Below are 23,214 nucleotides of genomic sequence, written 5' to 3'. Positions count from 1 at the left end.
CTGGTCCGTCTCACATCAAGGCACAGGGAGTGGCGAGCACACGGTGGACGTGCAGAAGAAGCTCGACGAGATCGTCACGACGGTCGGCAGCGCCCGCTCCATGCCCATGTCCGCCTCGTGCGTGGTCAACCGGGCCGAACTGCTCGCGCTGCTGGAAGAGGTGCGCGAGGCGCTGCCCGGCTCGCTCGCCCAGGCGCGTGAGCTGATCGGCGGCCAGGAGGAAGTGGTCGCCCGCGCCCGTGAGGAGGCCGGTCGGATCATCAGCGCCGCCCACCAGGAGCGCGGCTCCCTGATCGCGGACACCGAGGTCGCCCGCCGCTCCCAGGACGAGGCCGAGCGCATCCTCACCGAGGCCCGCGAGGAGGCCGTCGAGATCCGCGCCGAGGCCGACGACTACGTCGACTCCAAGCTCGCGAACTTCGAGGTCGTCCTGACCAAGACCCTCGGCTCGGTCGGCCGGGGCCGCGACAAGCTCCTCGGCGCCGCTCCCGGCGACCACCAGGACCCCGACTACGCCGAGGCCCCCGAGCGCAGCCACGACCCCGAGACCCTGCGCCGCCGTGCCGACGAGTACGTCGACGTCAAGCTCAGGGCCTTCGAGGCCGTCCTCGCCAAGACCCTGGACGCGGTCGGCCGGGGACGGCAGAAGCTGCACGGCAGGGTCGTCGAGGACGAGCTCGGCTCGCTCGGCGAGGGAGCGGACTCCCCGCGCCCCACCAGTGACGCCGACTACCTCGCGGACCTCGCCGCGCTCTCCGAGCAGGCCGCCGCGGCACCCTCCCGGGGCCGCCGCGCGGCCCCGCCGGGGCCCCCGCCCGCGCCTCCGGCCGTCCCGGCGCCCGCCATCCCGGCCCAGGCGCCCGCGCCCGCGTACGCGGAGCAGGAGCAGTACGGCTACGCGCAGCAGCAGGACCCGTACGGATACCAGCAGGTCTACGGCCAGCAGCAGCACACGTACGGCTACCAGGACCAGGACCCCTACGGCTACGCGCAGCAGCAGCCCGTACCGCAGACGTACGAGGGGGCGGCCCCGGCGCACGGCGGCTACGAGGTGCCCGGCCAGCAGGCCGCCCCGCAGCCCACGACACTGGACGAGACCAGCCTCTTCGACACGACCATGATCACGCCGGAGCAGCTGCGCCAGTACGAGCAGGACCGGCCGTAGGGCGGCGGTCCGGGCCCTCGCGGCCCGGGGCGCCGCCCGCGCGCGGCCCGGCTCCCGGCCTCCCGGACGGGGAGGCATGGGGCCGATTGGGAGGAGAGCGAAAGGTCCAGTATCCTGGCTCTTCGGTCGTGTGCTGCATGCGTACGACCGCTCCCTTCGCAGCTCGCCGGACCCCATTGCCATGGGCTACGGCAGCCGCTCCGAATGATCGAAAGCAGGAATGGCCCTGAAAGCCCGCCTCGACCACCGCGATCCCCTCGTGTTCGATACGCACGAGCTGGGTCGGCGTCCTGGTGCGCTCCAGCGGCTGACCCGCACGATCGACGCGCCCTCCGGGGACGCCGTCTTCGGTATCCCCGGTGTGATCGGAGTGCCCGCGGGCGCCCCGGTCAGGCTGGAGATACGCCTTGAGTCGGTCATGGAAGGGGTGCTTGTCACAGGCACCGCCCATGCGACGGCCGAAGGGGAGTGCGTAAGGTGTCTGGAGTCGCTGGAGCTTGAGCTCCAAGCGGACTTCCAGGAGATGTTCTCGTACCCCGATGGCGATGAGCGGGGCCGTGCGATCACGGAACCGGGCGACGACACCGAGAACGACGAGGACAGGCTCTTCATCGAGGACGGAATGTTCGACCTCGAATCAGTGCTGCGCGACGCGGTGGTGCTCACGCTGCCCATGCAGCCGGTGTGCCAGGACGACTGCCAGGGACTGTGCTCCGAATGCGGAGTACGGCTGGCGGACAACCCGGACCACCGCCACGACGCCGTCGACATCCGTTGGGCGGCACTGCAAGGACTCGCTGATTCCATCCAGGACGGCGAGAAGGACGACATGAGCGGCGCCGAAGCGGGCGTCGACGAGAAGCAGGAGAAGTAGCCGTGGCTGTTCCGAAGCGGAAGATGTCGCGCAGCAACACGCGCCACCGCCGGTCGCAGTGGAAGGCTGCGGTCCCCAACCTGGTTGCGTGCGAGCGCTGCCACGAGCCCAAGCTGCAGCACATCGCGTGCCCCGCTTGCGGCACGTACAACAAGCGCCAGGTCCTCGAGGTCTGAGCGGCTGGTGAGGGGCACGATGCCAGACGCCAAGAAGAGTGACCCCGGTCTGCACGGGGGTGGCTCGACGGCTTCGTCCCACACGCTTCTGGAAGGGCGGCTCGGCTATCAGCTGGAGTCCGCCCTTCTCGTGCGTGCGCTGACCCACCGCTCGTACGCGTACGAGAACGGCGGTCTGCCGACGAACGAGCGGCTGGAGTTCCTCGGGGACTCCGTGCTCGGCCTCGTCGTCACGGACACCCTGTACCGCAGCCATCCCGATCTGCCCGAAGGGCAGCTCGCCAAGCTGCGGGCCGCGGTGGTCAATTCGCGTGCGCTGGCGGAGGTGGGCCGTGGACTCGACCTCGGTGCCTTCATCCGGCTCGGGCGGGGTGAGGAGGGGACCGGTGGCCGTGACAAGGCCTCGATCCTCGCCGACACGCTCGAAGCGGTGATCGGTGCCGTCTATCTCGACCAGGGTCTCGAAGCGGCGGCGGAGCTTGTCCACCGGCTCTTCGACCCGCTGATCGAGAAGTCCTCGAATCTCGGTGCCGGACTGGACTGGAAGACCAGCCTCCAGGAACTCACCGCGACCGAGGGCCTCGGGGTCCCGGAGTACCTGGTCACGGAGACCGGGCCCGACCACGAGAAGACCTTCACCGCTGCTGCCCGCGTCGGTGGTGTCTCGTACGGCACCGGTACCGGCCGCAGCAAGAAGGAAGCGGAGCAGCAGGCCGCCGAGTCGGCCTGGCGGGCGATCCGGGCGGACGCGGACCGGCGGGCAGCCGCCGCCGAGGCCGAACCGGAAGCCGACGAGCAGGAAGCCGGCGAGCAGCAAGCCGACGAGCAGGAAGCCCTGGCCGAGGGGAACGCCGACACCCCCTCGAACGCCTGAGCGAAGCAGTTCCGTGAGGAGCGCCCACCCCCGACGGGGCGGGCGCTCCTCACGTCTCTCCCCCCGATCCGCCCCCGCGCCCGACCCGGAGGACACCGATGCCCGAGCTGCCCGAGGTCGAGGTCGTACGCAGGGGGCTCGACCGCTGGGTCGCCCACCGCACCGTCGCCGAGGCCGAGGTCCGGCACCCGCGCGCGGTACGGCGTCATCTCGCCGGACCCGAGGACTTCGCCGCCCGGCTGGCCGGTGAGCGGATCGGTGCCCCGCAGCGCCGGGGCAAGTATCTTTGGCTGCCGCTGGAGGGCGCCGACCACGGGGTCGCGATCCTCGCGCATCTGGGGATGAGCGGGCAGCTGCTCGTCCAGCCCGCCACCACGCCCGACGAGAAGCATCTGCGGGTCCGGGTCCGGTTCGCCGACACCACCGGCACGGAACTCCGCTTCGTCGACCAGCGCACCTTCGGCGGTCTGAGCCTGCACGAGACCACCCCGGACGGCCTCCCGGACGTCATCGCGCACATCGCCCGCGACCCCCTCGACCCGCTCTTCGACGACGACGCGTTCCACGCCGCGCTGCGCCGCCGCCGGACGACGGTCAAACGGGCGCTGCTCGACCAGTCCCTGATCAGCGGAGTGGGCAACATCTACGCCGACGAGGCGCTGTGGCGCAGCCGGCTGCACTACGACCGCCCCACCGCGACACTCACCCGCCCCCGCACCACCGAGCTCCTCGGCCATGTCCGGGACGTGATGAACGCGGCACTCGCCGTCGGCGGCACCAGCTTCGACAGCCTGTACGTCAATGTGAACGGCGAGTCCGGCTACTTCGACCGGTCCCTCGACGCGTACGGACGGGAGGGACTGCCCTGCCACCGCTGCGGTACGCCCATGGCCCGCCGCGCCTGGATGAACCGCTCCAGCTACTACTGCCCCCACTGCCAACGCCCCCCACGGGCCTAGCCCGCCGGCCCGTTACCGACCACGGACGCCGACGCCCCGACAGGGGCGCGGGGAACCGCGCGAGGACGAGAACCGCCCCGCACCCGAAGGGCGACCGGGCCAGGCAGCATCCGGCCACCGGAAGACCCCGGCTCGCCAAAGGCCCGTCAGAACCCGAAGTTCTGGGTCCACCAGGGGCCCCCGGACCCGAAGTGCGCTCCGACACCCAGTGTCGTGAACTCACAGTTCAGGATGTTGGCCCGGTGGCCGGGGCTGTCCATCCACGCGGCCATGACCGCCGCCGCGTCCGCCTGCCCGCGCGCGATGTTCTCCCCGCCGAGATCGTCGATCCCCGCGGCCTCCGCGCGATCCCACGGACTGTCACCATCGGGATCGGTGTGGTCGAAGAATCCCCGGGCCGCCATGTCCTGGCTGAACGCCTCGGCGAGCCGCGCCAGTCCGGCGTCCGCGCTGACGGGGGAACACCCGACCTTCGCCCGCTCCTGGTTGACCAGGGTGACGACCTGCGTCTCGGGTGACCCCTGCGCCGACGGGGCGGAGGGCGCCGGGGGCGGGGCGGCGGGGGTCGACGGCGCGGCCTTGGACGGCGAGGCGCTGGGGGTCGTGGTCCGCTCGGGTGCCGTAGGTGTGGACCGGGTGGGCTCGGTCCGCGACGGAATGGGCTTCGCGGCGGGCGGCGCCACCGGCTTCGTGGCCGGCCGTGACGGTGTCGCGGAGGGTGACGGCGACGCGGGCCCGGCGGAGCCCTTACCGGTTCCGGCCCCGCCTCCCGGCCGCTCGGGCGGGGCCGGGGCGGGCGCCGTGCCCGTGGGACCCCGGCTCTCCGTGGCGGTGGGACCGCCGCCCGCCTGGACCTTGTCGGAGGACCCGCCGCCGATCGAATAGGTGTCGTTCCCGGGCAGCACCCCCGCCGCCACGGCGACCGCGCCCATCGCGACGGCCGCCGAGACCCCGAGCAGTCCGGTGCGTACCGGTACCGGAACCCTGCGGGACCGCTTGCGCCCCTTGGGCCGTCCGCCGCCCGGCCGGAACCTCTTCCGGCCGGTACCCGCGGTCCCGGTGTCGGCCGGAAGCACCGCCATCGTCGCGGTCGTGGCGGCGTCGTTCTTGTCGAAGACGGCGGCCAGTTCCGCGGGGTCCGAGGGGCTGTGCTCGGGAGCGGCCTGCGGGAACGCGCCCGGCGCCGTCAGATCGGGGAAGCCGTCGGCCGCGCTCCGACCGCCCGCTCCCGGACCGCCCGGACCGCCCGGACCCACGGGATGCGCGGCTGCCGCCCCCGTGCCGTAGCCGCCGAGGCCGCGGCCGTACGCGGAGCCGCCGCCGTATGTCTCGTCGTAACGGTGGGTTGCCGTCTCGTGGGAGGTGGTGGTCCCGTCGTACAGAGGAGAAGCGTCGTACCCGAAGGTGCCGCCGGGGGCGGAGGGGGCAGCGGGACCGGAGTGGTCGTGGTCGCCGTGTGCGTACCGCTGCTCGTAGCGTTCCGCGTGGGTCGCTGCGGGGGAGGGGTGCCCGGGGGCGCCGGGTATGGAGGGGCGGGCCGTCGTGCCGGGCTCCACCGGAGCCGTGTACGCGGAGTGACCGTCCTGGGCGGCGGGCCCGGCGGCCTCGGGGCCAGTGGTCCAGTCGCCGCCCGCCCGGCGCCCGGTGGTTCCCGGGTACGCGTCGGTGTCCGGCCCGGTCACCGGGTCCGGCCCCGGGGCGTCGGCCCGCAGATACGCGGCTGTCGGTGGTTCGGCGGCCGGGCCGCCGGGAACCGCGGCGGATCCCTCGCGCGCCGAACCATCAGTACCGGAAGCACGTCCGGCGTCGGAGCGTCGGTGGCGTCCCATGTCCTGACCTGGCCTTCCTCGTCCCATACGGTCAATGGGCTCACCCATACGGGTGAGGCCCATCGCGTCGCGACGCTACCCCATGCCGTTCGGGGCGGAAGTGTGTCCAGGGCATTTGGCCCGTTAACGTGCGGGCATGGATGAAGAGGTGCGCCTCACCGCGTGGGTACGCGGTCGGGTACAGGGAGTGGGTTTCCGCTGGTACACGCGGGCCAAGGCGCTGGAGCTCGGCGGGCTGAGTGGTTTTGCTCTCAATTTGGACGACGGGCGCGTACAGGTCGTAGCGGAGGGTGAACGGCACGTCTGTTCGGCGCTGCTGGAATGGCTGAGGAACGGCGACACGCCGGGGCGTGTGGACGGAGTCACCGAGATATGGGGCACTCCGCGCGCCGGTTACGACGGCTTCGCGATCCGCTGAACGGAACCGGGCCGACAGCGCTGTGGAGGGCCCTCCGGGAGTGCTCCCGAGCCCTCCCGGAGGAGGGAAAGTTCCTGGTGGTTGCCAAGAAAGCCGTGCCGTGGAAGGCTCGCGCGGAGAAGGATGATCGACACGCCCTCAGGGCCCCGCCGTCGGTGCCCGGCCGGACATCTCCCGGCCGAGAGCCCCCGGGCCGCCCGCCGCCCGGGGCGTGATCGTGTTGACCGTCAAACTTTTTGGTGAGACTCTGGAAGCCCCGCGCACCTTACCTGTTTGGCATGTAAGAACGGCAGCGACAACTCAAGAGTGCCAAGCACCGCGGGTGCGATTCCCTCACGACCCACACCGCTTCGGTCGGTCACTCATTGTGGAGGACCATCCATCATGGCAAAGGCGCTTCTCGGTTACGTCGGCGGTTCCGACCCGCGACTCCTCGCCGAGATGCGACGGCTCCAGCAGCGCGTCCAGGATCTTGAGTCCGAGCTCGTACGGATTCAGGCCGAGAACGACGCGCTCGCGGCTGCCGCTTCTCACGACGGCGACTCGCTTCTGCACAGCATCGACGTACCCCACGCGGAGCCTGCGCTCACCTGACCACTTCCGCCGGACCCCTGTCCGACGTGGTCGGGCTGCCCTGTCAACCGTCAACCGCTCGCCCGATCCGCAAGGGACGCTTCGGCGTCCCTTCTGTCATCAGCGGCTCCTGGGCGGGGCCGACAGCCGCGCGCTCCGGAAGCACCCGGGCCGTACCGTCCCGCCGGAGGGTCCTTTTCCGTGGCACCCCCTCTCCTTACCGTCTGATGTGCCCTCCGCATTGATCGACGAAACCGGGGGTTCACGCAAGGAGACATAACGGTCCCCGATCGTGACGCACGGCGGTCACCGGACGGGCCGACGCGGGAAGGTAGAGTCCGGCGGCGTGCACCTCAAGGCCCTCACCCTGCGCGGTTTCAAATCCTTCGCGTCCGCGACGACGCTGCGATTCGAACCGGGCATCACCTGCGTCGTCGGACCGAACGGCTCCGGCAAGTCCAATGTCGTCGACGCCCTGAGCTGGGTCATGGGCGAACAGGGCGCGAAGTCCCTGCGCGGCGGCAAGATGGAGGACGTCATCTTCGCCGGGACGACCGGACGCCCCCCGCTGGGCCGCGCCGAGGTCTCCCTCACCATCGACAACTCCGACGGCGCGCTGCCCATCGAGTACGCCGAGGTCACCCTCACCCGGATCATGTTCCGCAACGGCGGCAGCGAGTACCAGATCAACGGCGACACCTGCCGGCTGCTGGACTTCCAGGAACTGCTGTCCGACTCCGGTATCGGCCGCGAGATGCATGTCATCGTCGGCCAGGGGCAGCTCGACTCCGTGCTGCACGCCGACCCGATGGGCCGCCGCGCCTTCATCGAGGAGGCCGCCGGAGTCCTCAAGCATCGCAAGCGCAAGGAGAAGGCGCTGCGCAAGCTCGACGCGATGCGCGCCAACCTCGCCCGCGTCCAGGACCTCACCGACGAACTGCGCCGCCAGCTCAAGCCGCTGGGACGGCAGGCCGCGGTCGCCCGGCGCGCCGCCGTCATCCAGGCCGATCTGCGGGACGCGCGGCTGCGGCTGCTCGCGGACGACCTGGTGCGGCTGCGCGAGGCGCTGCGTACCGAGATCGCGGACGAGGCCGAGCTGAAGCGCCGCAAGGAGAGCGCCGAGGCCGAACTGAAGGCGGCCGCCGCCCGCGAGGAGGACCTGGAGGACCAGGTCCGGCGGCTCACCCCCCGCCTCCAGCGCGCCCAGCAGACCCTGTTCGACCTCTCCCGGCTCACCGAACGCGTCCGTGGCACCGTCTCCCTCGCCGACGCCCGGGTCACCAGCGCCACCTCCGCCCCGCCCGACGAGCGGCGCGGCCGGGACCCCGAGGACATGGAACGTGAGGCCGCCCGCGTCCGCGAACAGGAGGCCGAACTCAACGCCGCCCTCGAAGCCGCCGCGTTCGCGCTGGAGGACACCATCACCCACCGCGCCGCACTGGAACGCGCCCTGACCGACGAGGAACGCCGTCTCAAGGACGTCGCCCGCGCCATCGCGGACCGCCGCGAAGGGCTCGCCCGGCTCAGCGGCCAGGTCGCCGCCGCCCGCAGCCGCGCCGCCTCCGCCCAGGCCGAGATCGACCGGCTGGCCACCGCCCGCGACGCCGCGCAGGAACGCTCCGCCACCGCCCAGGAGGAGTACGAGAACCTGAAGGGCGAGGTCGACGGACTCGACGCGGGCGACGAGGAACTCGGCCACCGCTACGAGGACGCCAAGGCCGAGCTCGCCGCCGCCGACACCGCGCTCACCACCGCCCGCGAGGCCGCCACCGCCGTCGAACGCCGCCGCGCCGCCGTCGCCGCCCGCCATGAGGCACTGTCCCTCGGACTGCGCCGCAAGGACGGCACCGGAGCACTGCTCGCCGCCCGGGACAGCCTCACCGGACTGCTCGGCCCCGCCGCCGAACTCCTCACCGTCACCCCCGGTCACGAGGTCGCCGTCGCCGCCGCGTTCGGCGCCGCCGCCGACGCCGTCGCCATGACCTCCACCGCGCAGGCCGCCGAGGCCATCCGGCGACTGCGCAAGCAGGACGGCGGCCGTGCGTCGATACTGCTCACCCACGCCCCGGACCCGGACCCCGACCCCGTCCCGGCGGGCAGGCACCCGCCGCGCGCCGCCGATCTGGTGCGCGGCCCCGAGGAACTGATGCCCGCCGTCCGGCGGCTGCTGCGCGGCTTCGTCGTCGTCGGCACCCTGGAGGACGCCGAGGACCTCGTCCACGCGCGGCCCGCGCTGACCGCCGTCACCGCCGAGGGTGATCTGCTGAGCGCCCACTTCGCGCACGGCGGGTCGGCCGGGGCACCCAGCCTGCTCGAAGTGCAGGCGTCCGCGGACGAGGCGGCGGCCGAGCTCACCGAGCTGGAACAGCGCTGCGCCGCACTCGCCGACGAGCAGCGCACCGCCGGGGAACTGCGCCGCACCCACGCCGCCCGGGCCGAGGAACTGGACACCCTGCGGCGCACCGCGGACCGCGCCAGGTCGTCGGTCGCCCAGCGGCTCGGAGCGCTCGCCGGGCAGGCGCGCGGCGCCGCCGGGGAGGCCGACCGCGCCCGGGCCGCCGCCGAGGCGGCCCAGGAGGCGCTGGAGCAGGCACTCATGGACGTCGAGGAACGGGCCGAACGGCTCGTCGTCGCCGAGGAGAGCGCGGCCGTCGCCGACGAGGGCGAGGAACCCGACACCTCGGTACGCGACCGGCTCGCCGCCGACGGCGCCAACGCCCGGCAGACCGAGATGGAGGCCCGCCTCCAGCTGCGCACCCATGAGGAACGGGTCAAGGCGCTCGTGGGCCGGGCCGACGGCCTGGACCGGGCCGCCCGCGCCGAACGCGAGGCCCGGACCCGTGCCGAGCAGCGGGTGGCGCGGCTGCGGCACGAGGCGGCCGTCGCCGCCGCCGTCGCCTCCGGCGCCCGGCAGCTCCTCGCGCACGCCGAGGTGTCCCTGCTGCGCGCCGAGGCCGAGCAGTCCGCCGCCGGGAGCGCCAAGGCCGTCCGTGAGCGGGACCTGGCCGCCGCCCGGGACACCGGCCGGGTACTGAAGGCGGAACTCGACAAGCTGACCGACTCGGTGCACCGGGGCGAAGTGCTGGGCGCCGAGAAGCGGATGCGGATCGAGCAGCTGGAGACGAAGGCGCTGGAGGAACTGGGCGTCGAGCCCGCCGGGCTGATCGCGGAGTACGGGCCCGACCAGCCCGTGCCGCCGTCGCCGCCCGCCGACGGCGAGGAACTGCCCGAGGACCCCGCGCACCCCCGCAACCAGCCGCTGCCGTTCGACCGGGCCGGGCAGGAGAAGCGGCTGCGGGCCGCCGAGCGGGCGTATCAGCAGCTGGGGAAGGTCAATCCGCTGGCGCTGGAGGAGTTCGCGGCGCTGGAGGAACGCCATCAGTTCCTCAGCGAACAGCTGGAGGACCTCAAGAAGACCCGTACCGATCTGCTCCAGGTCGTCAAGGAGGTCGACGAGCGGGTCGAACAGGTGTTCACCGAGGCGTACCGGGACACCGCGCGTGAGTTCGAGGGGGTCTTCTCCCGGCTGTTCCCCGGCGGCGAGGGGCGGCTGGTCCTCACCGACCCGGACAACATGCTGACCACCGGGATCGATGTCGAGGCCCGGCCCCCGGGCAAGAAGGTCAAGCGGCTGTCGCTGCTGTCCGGCGGTGAGCGGTCCCTGACGGCCGTGGCGCTGCTCGTGTCCATCTTCAAGGCCCGGCCGAGTCCCTTCTATGTGATGGACGAGGTCGAGGCCGCCCTGGACGACACCAACCTCCAGCGGCTCATCCGGCTCATGCAGGAGCTCCAGGAGGCGTCCCAGCTCATCGTCATCACGCACCAGAAGCGGACGATGGAGGTCGCGGACGCGCTGTACGGGGTGTCGATGCAGGGCGACGGGGTCTCCAAGGTGATCAGCCAGCGGCTGCGCTGAACCTCCGCCCGGCCGGCCGGCGCACCGGTGTGGCCGCGCGCGTCCGGGGTATCCGGTCACCCCATGGAGTGAGGCGGCGTCACCTTCCGGTGGCACGCGGGTTCCTCCGGTGGTGGGCCGTGTGCGCCTGTGCGCCACTGGAAGGGCCCGCCCCGCCCCGGTGGCCCGAGGAGTGATACGTGACCAGTACACCGAGCGCGTCCGGAGCGCGTGAAGCCCATCCCGACAATCTCGGGCATGTCATCTTCATCGCGGCGTCGGCGGCGATGGGCGGATTCCTGTTCGGCTACGACAGCTCCGTCATCAATGGCGCGGTCGAGGCGATCCGCAGCCGCTACGACATCGGGTCCGCCGCGCTCGCCCAGGTCATCGCGATCGCGCTGATCGGCTGTGCGATCGGCGCGGCCACGGCGGGCCGGATCGCGGACCGCATCGGCCGTATCCGCTGCATGCAGATCGCGGCGGTGCTGTTCCTGGTCAGCGCCATCGGCTCGGCGCTGCCGTTCGCCCTGTACGACCTGGCGTTCTGGCGGATCGTCGGCGGCTTCGCGATCGGCATGGCCTCCGTGATCGGCCCCGCGTACATCGCGGAGGTGTCCCCGCCCGCGTACCGGGGACGGCTCGGCTCCTTCCAGCAGGCGGCGATCGTCGTCGGCATCGCCATGTCCCAGCTGGTCAACTGGGGCATCCTCCAGGCCGCCGGCGGCGACCAGCGCGGCGAGGTGCTGGGGCTGGAGGCCTGGCAGGTGATGCTGGGTGTGATGGTCGTCCCGGCCGCGCTGTACGGGATGCTGTCGTTCGCCATCCCCGAGTCGCCGCGCTATCTGGTCTCGGCGGGCAAGGACGAACGCGCCCGCGCGGTGCTGCGCGAGGTCGAGGGCGAGCATGTCGACCTCGACGCCCGGGTCGCGGAGATCCAGGAGAATCTGCACCGGGAGCACAAGCCGACGTTCAAGGATCTGCTGGGCGGACGGTTCTGGTTCCTGCCGATCGTCTGGGTCGGTATCGGTCTCTCCGCGTTCCAGCAGCTCGTCGGCATCAATGTCGCGTTCTACTACTCGTCGACCCTGTGGCAGTCGGTCGGCGTCAATCCGACGGACTCGTTCTTCTACTCCTTCACCACGTCGATCATCAACATCATCGGTACGGTCGTCGCGATGATCTTCGTGGACCGGGTCGGCCGCAGGCCGCTGGCCCTGATCGGCTCGGTCGGTATGTGTATCGGACTCGCCCTGGAGGCATGGGCGTTCAGCTACGACCTGGTGGACGGCAAGCTGCCCGCCACCCAGGGCTGGGTGGCGCTGATCGCCGCCCACTGGTTCGTGTTCTTCTTCGCGATGTCCTGGGGCGTCGTCGTCTGGGTCTTCCTCGGCGAGATGTTCCCCAACCGCATCCGCGCGGCGGCGCTCGGTGTCGCCGCCTCCGCGCAGTGGATCGCCAACTGGGCCATCACCGCGAGCTTCCCGTCGCTCGCCGACTGGAACCTGTCCGCCACCTACATCATCTACGCCTGCTTCGCCGCGCTCTCCATCCCCTTCGTCCTCAAATTCGTCAAGGAGACCAAGGGCAAGGCCCTGGAGGAGATGGGCTGAACCCGGTGCGGTTCCCGTTCCTGTTCCCGTTCGCCCGGTGCGGGGTCCCGTCGCGGGTGCGTTGCCGTCCGTGGGTGGCGAGGCGCCCCGCGCGGCCGGGTGGACGGCTCGCGCGGGGGCCGGGGCTCAGAACTCGTCCGTGGTGTGCGGCAGCAGTTCGGTACGGGACGCCTGGCCCAGCAGGGCCGCGGCACCCGGGCGGTGCTCCTCGACCAGCCCCGCCCGCACCAGCTCCGCCGGGTCCGTGCCACCGAGGTAGCAGGCGGCCAGCTCCCGGACGTCGAGGGTGAGGTCCGGCGCGTCGTCCGTACGGGTCACCTCGGCGCGGTGGGCGCCCCCGGCGTCCGGCTTCGCCGTCAGACGGTACCGGCCCGCGTTCTCCGGCACCCCCGCGTCGGTGACCTCCAGCACCAGGTCCACCGGCGCCGACCAGGTCCGGCCCGTCAGCGCGGCCGGGACGTCGACCAGCCGCAGCCACAGGCCGGGGAACTCCCGGGTGACGTCCACCTGGTCGCGGTCGCCCGCGAAACGCAGCAGCGGATCGTCCAGCGGGCGGCCCCACGCCCGTACCTTGTCCGCCAGGTCGATCGACGCGGTGTAGCGCCACAGGGCGGCGGCCACCTCCGGGGACTCGGCCTCCAGTTCCTCGACATGCGCCGTGCCCCGGCCCTCGTCGTCGGTCTTCGTGCGGTACACGACATAACCGGCCGGGGGTTCGCCCGGGTCGCCCAGGACCACCACCCGGGGCTCCGTCATCTCGTCGTCCTCCTCGAACGTCTCCGGCAGCACCTGGGTACGCCACCACCAGTCGTCCCGGGCCACCCGGCCGGCCCGGTCCCGGCGGGCCGCCTCGTGGCGGGGCGTGATCACTGGGGCCGCCGACGCGAAGGGGAGCAGCCGCAGGGGCCGCTCGTCCGGGGTGATCCGCAGGTCCAGGGGATGGGTGGCGTCGATGGTCACCGTGTACGAGTGGGTCGCCGGGTCGAAGCCGAAGCGGCCGTAGATGGCCGCCTCCGACACCCACAGCGAGGCCAGGGGTACGCCGCGGTCGGCGCAGCGGCGGAACAGTTCGGCGATCATGCCGCTGAGTACGCCCCGTCGGCGGTGCGTGGGGGCCACGGAGACGAAGGTGACGCCGGCGGCGGGGAGCGTGCCGCCCGGTACGGACAGGTCCAGCGGGTGGGCCGCCAGCAGGCCCACGAGGTCGTCGCCCTCGTACGCGCCGACGCGGTCGCAGTGGAGCAGGACATCGCGGTGGGATTCCCGTGTGTCGTCCTCCGGGGCCTTCTCCAGGAACACGAGGTAGTGCAGGTCCAGTGCCGTTTGCAGGTCTGCCTCGGGGATGGTGCGGTACTCCATGGCGGTCATTCCCCGACGCTAACCCGGTGCCCCGGGGTGGGTCATTCGGGTTTTTTCTCTGTGGGGCGGTTCCTCGCCCCCCCTGGGTTTCCTGTGCGGGGCGTACTTCGTTCCTGTGCCGTCGTTCGGTGGTTTCGCGCAGTTCCCCGCGCCCCTTTGGGGCGCGTTCTGCTTGTTCTTCGGGTCGGTGCCGGTCGGGATTCTCCGTCCTCGATCCGACACGCTCGGTACGACGTTTCGTGACTCGACTGAAGAGCATCGGAGTCTGCGAGCAGAGATTCCCGCCCACCCCCTCCCGCAGCACCGCGACCGCGGGAGGAGAGGAGCGCCCCTTCAGGGGCGCGGGGAACTGCGCAAAAGACGAGAACCGACCCGCACCCGAGGAGCGACAGCAAGGGGGCACCACCCAGGGGCGCGGGGAACTGCGCACCCACGGACAACCTGTGCAGGAACGAGTGCGCTCAGCCGGACAGACCTAGGAAGCGCAAGCGAAGGCGACCCGCGGGGAACTGCGCAAAGACGAGAACCGGCCCGCACCCGAAGGGCGACCGCAAGGGGGCAGCACCTCAGGGGCGCGGGGAACTGCGCACCCACGGACAACCTGTGCGGGGACAAGTGCGTCCAGCCGGACAGACCTAGGAAGCGCAAGCGAAGGCGACCCGCACGGGGACAAGTACGCCCAGCGACCCGTCAAGGCGCCCCCGCCAGAACCCGTGGATGATACTGGGTGGGTTATGGAAATCGTCATCCTCGCCGTAGTCATCGCCGTGGTCGCGCTAGGGACCATCGGCGGACTCATCATCGGCAGCCGCCGCAAGAAGCCCCTGCCCCCGCCGCCGCCCACCACGCCCGACATCACCGCCCCTCCGGCCGAGCCGCGTGTCGGCGAAGAGGCCGGGACGCCCCGGGACGAACCCCGCCGCACCATCGAGGAGGTCGACCTCCCGGGCGCCCCCGCGGAGCCCGGCACCCAGGCCCCGCCCGCCGTCGAGGCGGTGCCCGAGGTCGAGGTACCCGAGCCCGCCGCCGGACGCCTCGTCCGGCTCCGGACCCGGCTGTCCCGCTCCCAGAACGCGCTGGGCAAGGGCCTGCTGGCCCTGCTGTCCCGTGAGCACCTGGACGAGGACACCTGGGAGGAGATCGAGGACACCCTTCTCACCGCCGACGTGGGCGTCCAGCCCACGCAGGAACTGGTGGAGCGGCTGCGCGAGCGGGTCAAGGTCCTCGGCACCCGTACCCCGGACGAGCTGCGCACCCTGCTGCGCGAGGAGCTGCTGACCCTCCTCGTCCCCGAATTCGACCGCGCGGTCAACACCGACTCGGGTCTCGACACCCCCGGCATCGTGATGGTCGTCGGGGTCAACGGCACCGGCAAGACCACCACCACCGGCAAGCTCGCCCGGGTCCTCGTCGCCGACGGCAAGCACGTCCTGCTGGGCGCGGCCGACACCTTCCGGGCCGCCGCCGCCGATCAGCTCCAGACCTGGGGCGACCGCGTCGGCGCCCGTACCGTGCGCGGCCCCGAGGGCGGTGACCCCGCGTCCATCGCGTTCGACGCCGTCAAGGAGGGCATCCAGACCGGCGCCGATGTCGTCCTCATCGACACCGCCGGGCGGCTGCACACCAAGACCGGGCTGATGGACGAGCTCGGCAAGGTCAAGCGCGTCATCGAGAAGCACGCGCCGCTCGACGAGGTGCTGCTCGTCCTCGACGCGACGACCGGGCAGAACGGCCTCGTCCAGGCCCGTGTCTTCGCGGAGGTCGTGGACATCACCGGCATCGTGCTGACCAAGCTCGACGGGACCGCGAAGGGCGGCATCGTCATCGCGGTGCAGCGTGAGCTCGGCGTCCCCGTGAAGCTCGTCGGCCTCGGCGAGGGCGCGGACGACCTCGCCCCCTTCGAACCCGAGGCGTTCGTGGATGCGCTTATCGGGGAGTAGCCCGGACCGGGCGGCGTGCCGGGCACGCCGCCTCCGGGCGGGTGCCGGACCACCGGGTCCGGCGGTATCGGGTACCGGCCACCGTGGCCGCCCCGGTCCGCCGGGCCCTTCGTACGTTCAGGGGCGGGAGCGATGGGCCGCGTAGGCGAGGACGCCCAGCAGCAGACGGGCCTCCGGGGGACCGGTGGCCGAGTCCAGGGCGGGGGCCCGCAGCCAGCGGACGGCACCGAGGCCGCCGCGGTCCGACGGGGGCGCCGTGATGTGGTCGCCCTCGCCGAGTGCGCGCAGATCGAGTGCCGCGCCGTCCCAGCCCGTCCGGTACAGCAGCTTGGGCAGCCCCGCCGCGGCGCCCGGCGCGACGAGGAACTGCGCGCGGCCGTCGGGGGTCGCCGTGACGGGTCCCAGCGGCAGGCCCATCCGCTCCAGCCGCACCAGCGCGCGGCGCCCCGCCGTGACACCGACCTCCAGGACGTCGAAGGCGCGGCCCACGGGCAGCATCACCGTGGCGGCCGGGAACCGTTCCCAGGCCCGCGCGACCTGGTCGAGGGTGGCCCCGGCGGGGATCACCGGGGCGAGGTCCAGGGGATGCGCGCCGGGTTCCGCGCAGCGCGCCCCGCCGTCCCCGCCGGTCCGTCCGCAGGAGCAGCGCCCCGACGAGAGCCGGGCACCGGGTACGACGTCCCAGCCGCGCAGTCCGGTGAACTCAGCGGCCGCGGTGCACTCACTGGTGCGTCCGCGGCGGCGTGAACCCGACCGGATGTCACGGATGCCGCCGATCGTGAAGTCCATGCCTCCTCCAACAGTTCCGGCGCGCCGGTGGTTACGACGTCACGGTCAAGCATCGATCACGATATGGATGCGTACGGTGACCGTACGTTTGCCTCGGCCCCGCCACTCAAGGATGGTGACGGCGCTCGGAAGCATTTCGGGTGGCGCACCGGGATTCACGCGCTCCGGCGTGCATCACTTCGTCCGGCGCGGTCGTTTCTGCGTCAAGTCAAGCGTGTGAAAAGGCAGTCGGGTTCATTCGAAGGGGTGGCGAATGGTGGCGTTTCCCCGATCGGCCTCGCGAAATGGGTGATCGTAGGATTACTTTCGGTGCATGAACCCTGGGAGGTTCCGTGCCCGCGGGAGTGACGCGGACGAGCCGGATTCCCGTTCGACGGGTGACAAGCACCGGACAAGCAGCTGTGACGCACGGCATGCTGATAGGGCTTGACCAGAACTGTGCACGGACGACGTGACGGGCAGACTGCATGACGGATGGGGGCGTTCCGGTGGGCGGCAACGGCGAGGGCGGTTCGAACGCTGAGAAGCGTCCGAACGAGATGCTGGGCTCGTGGTTCACCCGAAGCGGGTGGTCCAAGGGTGAACTGGCGCGCCAGGTCAACCGCAGAGCACGGCAGTTGGGCGCGAACCACATCTCCACGGACACCTCCAGGGTCCGCCGCTGGCTCGACGGCGAGAACCCGCGCGAGCCGATCCCGCGCATCCTCTCCGAGCTGTTCTCGGAGCGCTTCGGCTGTGTCGTCGCCGTCGAGGACCTCGGGCTGCGCGCCCCCCACCAGTCGCCCTCGGTCTCCGGGGTGGACCTGCCGTGGACGGCGCCCCAGACCGTCGCCCTGATCGGCGAGTTCTCCCGCAGCGATCTGATGCTCGCCCGGCGCGGCTTCCTCGGCACCTCGCTGGCGCTGTCCGCCGGTCCCGCCCTCATCGAACCCATGCAGCGGTGGCTGGTGCCCTCGCCCGGTGCCCAGCGCACCGAACCCGACCCCGCGTCGCTGCGCCGGGGCAACCGGCTGTCCCAGCCGGAGCTCGACCTGCTGGAGTCCACCACGGTGATGTTCCGCCAGTGGGACGCCCAGTGCGGGGGCGGGCTGCGCCGCAAGGCCGTCGTCGGGCAGCTCCACGAGGTCACCGACCTGCTCCAGGAGCCCCAGCCGGAGGCCACCAGCAAACGGCTCTTCAAGGTCGCCGCCGAACTCGCCGAACTGGCCGGCTGGATGAGCTACGACGTGGGGCTTCAGCCCACCGCCCAGAAGTACTTCGTGCTCGCCCTGCACGCGGCGAAGGAGGCGGGGGACAAGCCCCTCGGCTCGTACATCCTGTCCAGCATGAGCCGCCAGATGATCCACCTCGGCCGCCCCGACGACGCCCTGGAACTCATCCACCTCGCCCAGTACGGCAGCCGGGAGAGCGCCGGTTCGCGTACCCAGGCGATGCTGTATGCGATGGAGGCCCGCGCGTACGCCAACATGGGCCAGCCGGGCAAGGTCAAGCGGGCCGTACGGATGGCCGAGGAGAGCTTCTCCGACGCCCAGGAGGGCGACGAGAACGAACCCGACTGGATCGGCTTCTTCACCGAGGCCGAGCTCAACGGCGAGAACGCGCACTCGTTCCGCGATCTCGCGTACGTCGCCGGGCGCAGCCCCACGTACGCCGCGCTCGCGGAGCCGGTGATGAGCCGGGCCGTGGAGCTGTTCGCGCAGGACAAGGACCATCAGCGGTCGTACGCGCTGAACCTCATCGGGATGGCCACGGTGCATCTGCTCCAGAAGGAGCCGGAGCAGAGCGCGCGGCTGGCCGGGGACGCGCTGGGGGTGGCCAGCAGCGTGCGGTCCGAGCGGGTGAACACACGTATCCGCAAGACCGTGGACACGGCCGTGCGGGAGTACGGGCATCTGCCGGAGGTGGTCGAGCTGACCGAGCGGCTCGCTGTGCAGCTGCCCGAGAGTGCGGAAGCCGTGTGACGGCTGCCTGAGCGGTCTTCGTCCCCGGGTCGCCCTTGGTGGCGGCCCGGGTTTCCTGTGCTGGGCGTGCTTGTGCCCGTGCGGAGCGCCTTCGCTCGCGCCGCCGGGTCCGCGGTGCTGGACGTACTTGGTTCCGCACAGGTCGCTCGTGGGGTGCGCGGTTCCCCGCGCCCCTTTGGGGCGCCCCCTGCGGTGTCCGGTTCGGTGCGGGGCGCCTTCGCTCGCGCGGCTGGGTTCGCGGTGCTGGGCGTACTTGTGCCTGTGCGGGGTGTTCATGTGGGTGTAACACCTGTGGGGGGTTCGTCACCGGCGGGAAACACGGGGTGGCGGTGGTGGAAACGGGGCTGCGTCAGCCTCTGGCCTAGGGGGACGACCGGCCGCGAGGGCCGGATGTCCGGCCCCGGCCACCCCTCACACCACCCTCAGCCTCCGCCCGCTCGGGGCCCGTACCCACCACGAGGAGACGCCGATGCCCCCAGGCATCACGCTCGCCGCAGACGCCCCGGCGCTGTCTGCCGCCAACACCGGCTTCATGCTCATCTGCTCCGCCCTGGTGATGCTGATGACGCCCGCGCTGGCCTTCTTCTACGGAGGAATGGTCCGCGTCAAGTCCACCCTCAACATGCTGATGATGAGCTTCATCAGCCTCGGCATCGTCACCGTCCTGTGGGTGCTGTACGGCTTCTCCATGGCGTTCGGCACGGACACCGGCGGTCTGATCGGCTGGTCCTCCGACTACGTCGGCCTCAGCGGGATCGGGCTGACCGAGCTGTGGGACGGCTACACCGTCCCCGTGTACGTCTTCGCCGTCTTCCAGCTGATGTTCGCGGTGCTCACCCCGGCCCTGATCAGCGGAGCGCTCGCCGACCGGGTCAAGTTCGGGGCCTGGGCGCTGTTCGTGGCGCTGTGGGCGACCGTCGTGTACTTCCCCGTCGCGCACTGGGTGTGGGGCACCGGCGGCTGGGCCTTCGAGATGGGTGTCATCGACTTCGCGGGCGGTACCGCCGTCCACATCAACGCGGGTGCCGCCGCCCTCGGTGTGATCCTCGTGATCGGCAAGCGGGTCGGCTTCAAGAAGGACCCGATGCGTCCGCACTCCCTGCCGCTGGTGATGCTCGGCGCGGGACTGCTGTGGTTCGGCTGGTTCGGCTTCAACGCGGGCTCCTGGCTCGGCAACGACGACGGCGTCGGCGCGCTGATGTTCCTGAACACCCAGGTCGCCACCGCCGCCGCGATGCTCGCCTGGCTGCTCTACGAGAAGATCCGCCACGGCGCCTTCACCACACTGGGCGCCGCCTCCGGCGCGGTCGCCGGACTCGTCGCGATCACCCCGGCCGGCGGCTCCAGCTCCCCGCTCGGCTCCCTCGCCATCGGCGCGATCGCCGGACTGCTGTGCGCGATGGCCGTCGGGCTGAAGTACCGCTTCGGGTACGACGACTCCCTCGACGTCATCGGTGTCCACCTCGTCGGCGGTATCGCCGGATCGGTCCTCATCGGCTTCTTCGCCACCGGCGGCGGACAGTCCGAGGTCAAGGGACTCCTGTACGGGGGCGGCCTGGACCAGCTGTGGAAGCAGCTCGCCGGGGTCGGCGGGGTGCTCGCGTACTCTCTCGTCGCGTCCGCCGTGCTGGCCTTCCTGCTCGACCGGACCATCGGGATGCGGGTCCCCGAGGACGTCGAGGTCTCCGGGATCGACCAGACCGAGCACGCGGAGACCGCGTACGACTTCAGCGGCGCCGGTGGCGGCACCGTCAGCCGCGCCGCCGCGCCCCTCCCGGTGAACGACCCCGTCCGGAACAAGAAGGTGGACGCATGAAGCTCATCACCGCCGTCGTCAAGCCCTACCGTCTCGACGAGATCAAGGAAGCGCTCCAGGCGTTCGGCGTGCACGGCCTGACCGTCACCGAGGCCAGCGGATACGGCCGCCAGCGCGGTCACACCGAGGTCTACCGGGGCGCCGAGTACACCGTCGACCTCGTCCCCAAGATCCGTATCGAGGTGCTGGTCGAGGACGACGACGCCGAACAGCTCATCGAGGTCATCGTCAAGGCCGCCCGCACCGGCAAGATCGGTGACGGCAAGGTCTGGTCGCTGCCCGTCGAGACCGCCGTACGGGTCAGGACCGGCGAACGGGGACCGGACGCCCTCTGACCGGACGTCCGCCCCACCGCAGGGACCGCCGAAGCGACACCATCGCAGGGACGAGAGAACGGAGCCGCCGGGTGACCACCGTGGACGCACACCGGGACACCCCGGAACCCGAGGACACCGACAGGGCCGGCGGCCCCGGCGGCGACCGCGCGCCCAGTGGCTACGCGGCGGCCCGGCTGCGGCTGCTGCACAGCGGGGAGAGTGCCGGTCCGGTCCGCCGCGCGGCGCTCTCCGACCTCACCGACGACTGGCTGAGGAACCTCTTCGACGCCGCCGCCGACGAGCCCCGGGGCATCAGCCTCGTGGCCGTCGGCGGCTACGGCCGGGGCGAACTGTCCCCGCGCAGCGACCTCGATCTGCTCCTGCTGCACAGCGGCGGCGACTCCCGGCGGACCGCGGCCCTCGCCGACCGCCTCTGGTACCCCGTCTGGGACCTCGGCCTCGCCCTCGACCACGCGGTGCGCACCCCTGCCGAGACCCGCCGCACCGCCGCCGACGACCTCAAGGTCCAGCTCGGCCTGCTCGACGCCCGCCATCTCGCGGGCGACCCCGCCCTCACCGCCGCCCTGCGCACCACCGTCCTCACCGACTGGCGCAACCAGGCCGCCGCCCGGCTGCCCGCCCTCCAGGAACTGTGCGCCGACCGCGCCGCCCGCCTCGGTGAACTCGCCTACCTCCTGGAACCCGACCTCAAGGAGGCCCGCGGCGGACTGCGGGACGCCACCGCCCTGTCCGCCGTCGCCGCCTCCTGGCTCGCCGACGCCCCCCGCGCGGGCCTCGCCGACGCCCGCCGCACCCTCCTCGACGTACGCGACGCCCTCCACCTCACCACCGGCCGCGCCACCGACCGGCTCGCCCTCCAGGAACAGGACCAGGTCGCCGCCGCGCTCGGCCTCCTCGACGCGGACACCCTGCTCCGCCAGGTGTACGAGGCCGCCCGCGTCATCGCGTACGCCGGCGACGTCACCTGGCGCGAGGTCGGCCGGGTGCTGCGCTCCCGCGCCGCCCGGCCCCGGCTGCGGGCCGTCCTCGGCGGCGGCCGGGCCGCGCGGGCGGCGGCCGTCCGCTCACCGCTCGCCGAAGGCGTCGTCGAACAGGACGGGGAAGCCGGACTCGCCCGCGGCGCCCGCCCCGAACGCGACCCGGTCCTCCCGCTGCGCGCCGCCGCCGCGGCGGCCCAGGCGGGCCTGCCGCTCTCCCCGTACGCGGTACGCCACCTCGCCGCCACCGCCGCGCCCCTGCCCGCCCCCTGGCCCGCCGAGGCCCGCGAACAGTTCGTCACCCTGCTCGGCGCGGGCCGGGCGACCGTCGAGGTGTGGGAGGCACTGGAGGCCGAGGGCCTGATCACCCGGCTGCTGCCCGACTGGGAACGGGTCCGCTGCCGTCCCCAGCGCAACGCCGTCCACACCTGGACCGTGGACCGCCACCTCGTGGAGACCACCGTCCGCGCCGCCGCCCTCACCCGGCGGGTCTCCCGGCCCGATCTGCTGCTCGTCGCCGCGCTGCTGCACGACATCGGCAAGGGCTGGCCCGGCGACCACAGCGTCGCGGGCGCCGTCATCGCCCGCGACATGGCCGTACGGATGGGCTTCGACCCCGCCGACACCAACGTGCTCGCCACCCTCGTCCGCCACCATCTGCTGCTCGTCGACACCGCCACCCGCCGCGACCTCGAAGACCCCGCCACGGTGAACGCCGTCGCCGACGCCGTGGGCACCGTCCCGACCCTGGAACTGCTGCACGCGCTCACCGAGGCCGACGCGCTCGCCACCGGCCCCGCCGCCTGGTCGTCCTGGCGCGGCCACCTCGTGGACGACCTGGCCCGCCGGGTCACCGCCCGGCTCACCGGCGACCCCGCCCCCGCGGGCCCGTGGTCCGCCGAGCCCGCCGCGCCCACCGCCGAACAGGAACGCCTCGCGATCGAGGCCCACCGCACCGGCGGACCCGCCCTCACCCTCAGCGCCCAGCACCCGCCCACCGCCCCCGCCGACCCCGGTACGGAACCCCTCGGCGTGGAACTGCTGATCGCCGTCCCCGACCGGCCCGGGGTGCTCCCCGCCGTCGCCGGGGTCCTCGCCACCCACCGGCTCACCGTCCGGACCGCCGAACTCGGCGAACTCGCCCTCCCCGCCGTCCTCGGCACGGACCCCGCCCCCGTCCTGCTGCTGCGCTGGCGGGTATCCGCCCAGTACGGCGCATTGCCGCAGGGCGCCCGGCTGCGCGCCGATCTCGTCCGGGCCCTGGACGGCACCCTCGACATCGCCGCCCGGCTCGCCGAACGGGACGCCGCCCACCCCCGCCGCCGGGGCGCCGCCCCGCCCGCGCCCCGGGTGTCGGTGGCCCCCGCCGCGTCCCGGCACGCCACCGTCATCGAGGTACGCGCCCAGGACGCCCCCGGGCTGCTGCACCGCATCGGGCGGGCCCTGGAGGACGCCGGGGTACGGGTGCGCAGCGCGCACATCAGTACCCTCGGGGCCAACGCCGTAGACGCCTTCTACGTCACCGACACCGCGGGCGCCCCCCTCACCGCGGAGCGGGCCACCGGCGTCGCCGGGACCCTGGAAGCCGCCCTGCGGGGGTAGTCGGGCCGTACCAGGTGTACCCGGTACCCGTACGAAGGGCTCCGGCCCAGGCCGGA

At 72.4% G+C, this 23,214-nt stretch carries 17 protein-coding genes; 14 read left to right on the top strand and 3 right to left on the bottom strand.

Translation table 11 applies throughout. The features are described from left to right. Positions 1-43: 43 nt before the first annotated feature. From OG711_RS11425 to mutM, 5 genes are all read left to right on the top strand, one after another. Positions 44-1,165: a cell division initiation protein gene (locus OG711_RS11425; protein ID WP_329559191.1), complete on the top strand. Its 1,122-nt coding sequence runs from the start codon at positions 44-46 to the stop codon at positions 1,163-1,165. Between the two features lie 220 nt (positions 1,166-1,385). Beyond that, entirely contained in the window at positions 1,386-2,039 is a 654-nt protein-coding gene (locus OG711_RS11420; protein ID WP_073793301.1) for a YceD family protein, read from the top strand. A 2-nt stretch (positions 2,040-2,041) separates the two neighbouring features. Continuing rightward, on the top strand, positions 2,042-2,215 hold the full coding sequence (gene rpmF / locus OG711_RS11415; protein ID WP_033321093.1) for a 50S ribosomal protein L32: 174 nt from the start codon (positions 2,042-2,044) through the stop codon (positions 2,213-2,215). A 7-nt stretch (positions 2,216-2,222) separates the two neighbouring features. Continuing rightward, positions 2,223-3,089 (top strand): ribonuclease III, encoded by an 867-nt coding sequence (gene rnc / locus OG711_RS11410; protein WP_399504443.1) that lies wholly within the window; start codon positions 2,223-2,225, stop codon positions 3,087-3,089. Between the two features lie 98 nt (positions 3,090-3,187). Next, the gene (mutM, locus tag OG711_RS11405; RefSeq protein WP_073793303.1) at positions 3,188-4,048 is read left to right on the top strand and encodes a bifunctional DNA-formamidopyrimidine glycosylase/DNA-(apurinic or apyrimidinic site) lyase; all 861 of its coding nucleotides are present in this window, start codon (positions 3,188-3,190) and stop codon (positions 4,046-4,048) included. A 146-nt stretch (positions 4,049-4,194) separates the two neighbouring features. Here mutM and OG711_RS11400 read toward each other — a convergent pair whose 3' ends face one another. Continuing rightward, positions 4,195-5,877 (bottom strand): CAP domain-containing protein, encoded by a 1,683-nt coding sequence (locus OG711_RS11400; protein WP_329559190.1) that lies wholly within the window; start codon positions 5,875-5,877, stop codon positions 4,195-4,197. A gap of 136 nt (positions 5,878-6,013) precedes the next feature. Between OG711_RS11400 and OG711_RS11395 the strand changes: the two genes are divergently transcribed. The 4 genes from OG711_RS11395 (at position 6,014) to OG711_RS11380 (ending at position 12,376) form a co-directional block, all read left to right on the top strand. Then, on the top strand, positions 6,014-6,295 hold the full coding sequence (locus OG711_RS11395; protein WP_073793304.1) for an acylphosphatase: 282 nt from the start codon (positions 6,014-6,016) through the stop codon (positions 6,293-6,295). A 384-nt stretch (positions 6,296-6,679) separates the two neighbouring features. Continuing rightward, positions 6,680-6,889 carry a hypothetical protein gene (locus OG711_RS11390; protein WP_073793305.1) on the top strand — a complete coding sequence of 70 codons (210 nt, stop codon included), beginning with the start codon at positions 6,680-6,682 and terminating at the stop codon, positions 6,887-6,889. A gap of 325 nt (positions 6,890-7,214) precedes the next feature. Further along, positions 7,215-10,784, top strand: a complete 3,570-nt coding sequence (gene smc / locus OG711_RS11385; protein WP_329559189.1) for a chromosome segregation protein SMC — start codon at positions 7,215-7,217, stop codon at positions 10,782-10,784. Positions 10,785-10,963: 179 nt separating this feature from the next. Next, positions 10,964-12,376, top strand: coding sequence for a sugar porter family MFS transporter (locus OG711_RS11380; protein ID WP_073793307.1), 1,413 nt, complete (start codon positions 10,964-10,966; stop codon positions 12,374-12,376). Between the two features lie 126 nt (positions 12,377-12,502). On the opposite strand, the gene OG711_RS11375 is transcribed toward OG711_RS11380, so the two are convergent. After that, on the bottom strand, positions 12,503-13,744 hold the full coding sequence (locus OG711_RS11375) for a GNAT family N-acetyltransferase (RefSeq protein ID WP_266507772.1): 1,242 nt from the start codon (positions 13,742-13,744) through the stop codon (positions 12,503-12,505). Between the two features lie 725 nt (positions 13,745-14,469). Here OG711_RS11375 and ftsY point away from each other — a divergent pair. Continuing rightward, positions 14,470-15,675 carry a signal recognition particle-docking protein FtsY gene (ftsY, locus tag OG711_RS11370; RefSeq protein ID WP_266507770.1) on the top strand — a complete coding sequence of 402 codons (1,206 nt, stop codon included), beginning with the start codon at positions 14,470-14,472 and terminating at the stop codon, positions 15,673-15,675. 117 nt (positions 15,676-15,792) lie between these two features. Here the strand turns inward: ftsY and OG711_RS11365 are convergent, their stop codons facing one another. Then, positions 15,793-16,464, bottom strand: coding sequence for a bifunctional DNA primase/polymerase (locus OG711_RS11365; RefSeq protein ID WP_073793310.1), 672 nt, complete (start codon positions 16,462-16,464; stop codon positions 15,793-15,795). Positions 16,465-16,952: 488 nt separating this feature from the next. Between OG711_RS11365 and nsdA the strand changes: the two genes are divergently transcribed. The 4 genes from nsdA to OG711_RS11345 all read left to right on the top strand — a co-directional run bounded on the left by nsdA (position 16,953) and on the right by OG711_RS11345 (position 23,158). Further along, positions 16,953-18,425, top strand: coding sequence for a transcriptional repressor NsdA (gene nsdA, locus OG711_RS11360; protein WP_266510330.1), 1,473 nt, complete (start codon positions 16,953-16,955; stop codon positions 18,423-18,425). 469 nt (positions 18,426-18,894) lie between these two features. Next, a complete protein-coding gene (locus OG711_RS11355; protein ID WP_073793312.1) occupies positions 18,895-20,241 on the top strand; it encodes an ammonium transporter in 1,347 nt (448 codons plus the stop codon). Beyond that, positions 20,238-20,576 carry a P-II family nitrogen regulator gene (locus OG711_RS11350; RefSeq protein WP_073793313.1) on the top strand — a complete coding sequence of 113 codons (339 nt, stop codon included), beginning with the start codon at positions 20,238-20,240 and terminating at the stop codon, positions 20,574-20,576. Before OG711_RS11355 ends, OG711_RS11350 begins: the two co-directional genes overlap by 4 nt. Positions 20,577-20,752: 176 nt before the next feature. Continuing rightward, positions 20,753-23,158 carry a [protein-PII] uridylyltransferase gene (locus OG711_RS11345; RefSeq protein ID WP_456341295.1) on the top strand — a complete coding sequence of 802 codons (2,406 nt, stop codon included), beginning with the start codon at positions 20,753-20,755 and terminating at the stop codon, positions 23,156-23,158. Positions 23,159-23,214 lie beyond the last annotated feature (56 nt).

This window comes from Streptomyces uncialis, assembly GCF_036250755.1.
In the GTDB taxonomy this organism is placed as follows: domain Bacteria; phylum Actinomycetota; class Actinomycetes; order Streptomycetales; family Streptomycetaceae; genus Streptomyces; species Streptomyces uncialis.
The sequence above is the reverse complement of the archived record's forward strand: the minus strand, read 5'-3'. Positions and strand labels throughout refer to the sequence as shown.

Excerpts from the sequence above, each read along its gene's own strand:
- OG711_RS11420 (WP_073793301.1), top strand. The coding sequence starts at position 1,386 with ATGGCCCTGAAAGCCCGCCTCGACCACCGCGATCCCCTCGTGTTCGAT.
- OG711_RS11375 (WP_266507772.1), bottom strand. The coding sequence starts at position 13,744 with ATGACCGCCATGGAGTACCGCACCATCCCCGAGGCAGACCTGCAAACG.
- OG711_RS11350 (WP_073793313.1), top strand. The coding sequence starts at position 20,238 with ATGAAGCTCATCACCGCCGTCGTCAAGCCCTACCGTCTCGACGAGATC.
- OG711_RS11395 (WP_073793304.1), top strand. The coding sequence starts at position 6,014 with ATGGATGAAGAGGTGCGCCTCACCGCGTGGGTACGCGGTCGGGTACAG.
- OG711_RS11390 (WP_073793305.1), top strand. The coding sequence starts at position 6,680 with ATGGCAAAGGCGCTTCTCGGTTACGTCGGCGGTTCCGACCCGCGACTC.
- mutM (WP_073793303.1), top strand. The coding sequence starts at position 3,188 with ATGCCCGAGCTGCCCGAGGTCGAGGTCGTACGCAGGGGGCTCGACCGC.
- ftsY (WP_266507770.1), top strand. The coding sequence starts at position 14,470 with ATGGAAATCGTCATCCTCGCCGTAGTCATCGCCGTGGTCGCGCTAGGG.
- OG711_RS11400 (WP_329559190.1), bottom strand. The coding sequence starts at position 5,877 with ATGGGACGCCACCGACGCTCCGACGCCGGACGTGCTTCCGGTACTGAT.
- OG711_RS11365 (WP_073793310.1), bottom strand. The coding sequence starts at position 16,464 with ATGGACTTCACGATCGGCGGCATCCGTGACATCCGGTCGGGTTCACGC.
- OG711_RS11355 (WP_073793312.1), top strand. The coding sequence starts at position 18,895 with ATGCCCCCAGGCATCACGCTCGCCGCAGACGCCCCGGCGCTGTCTGCC.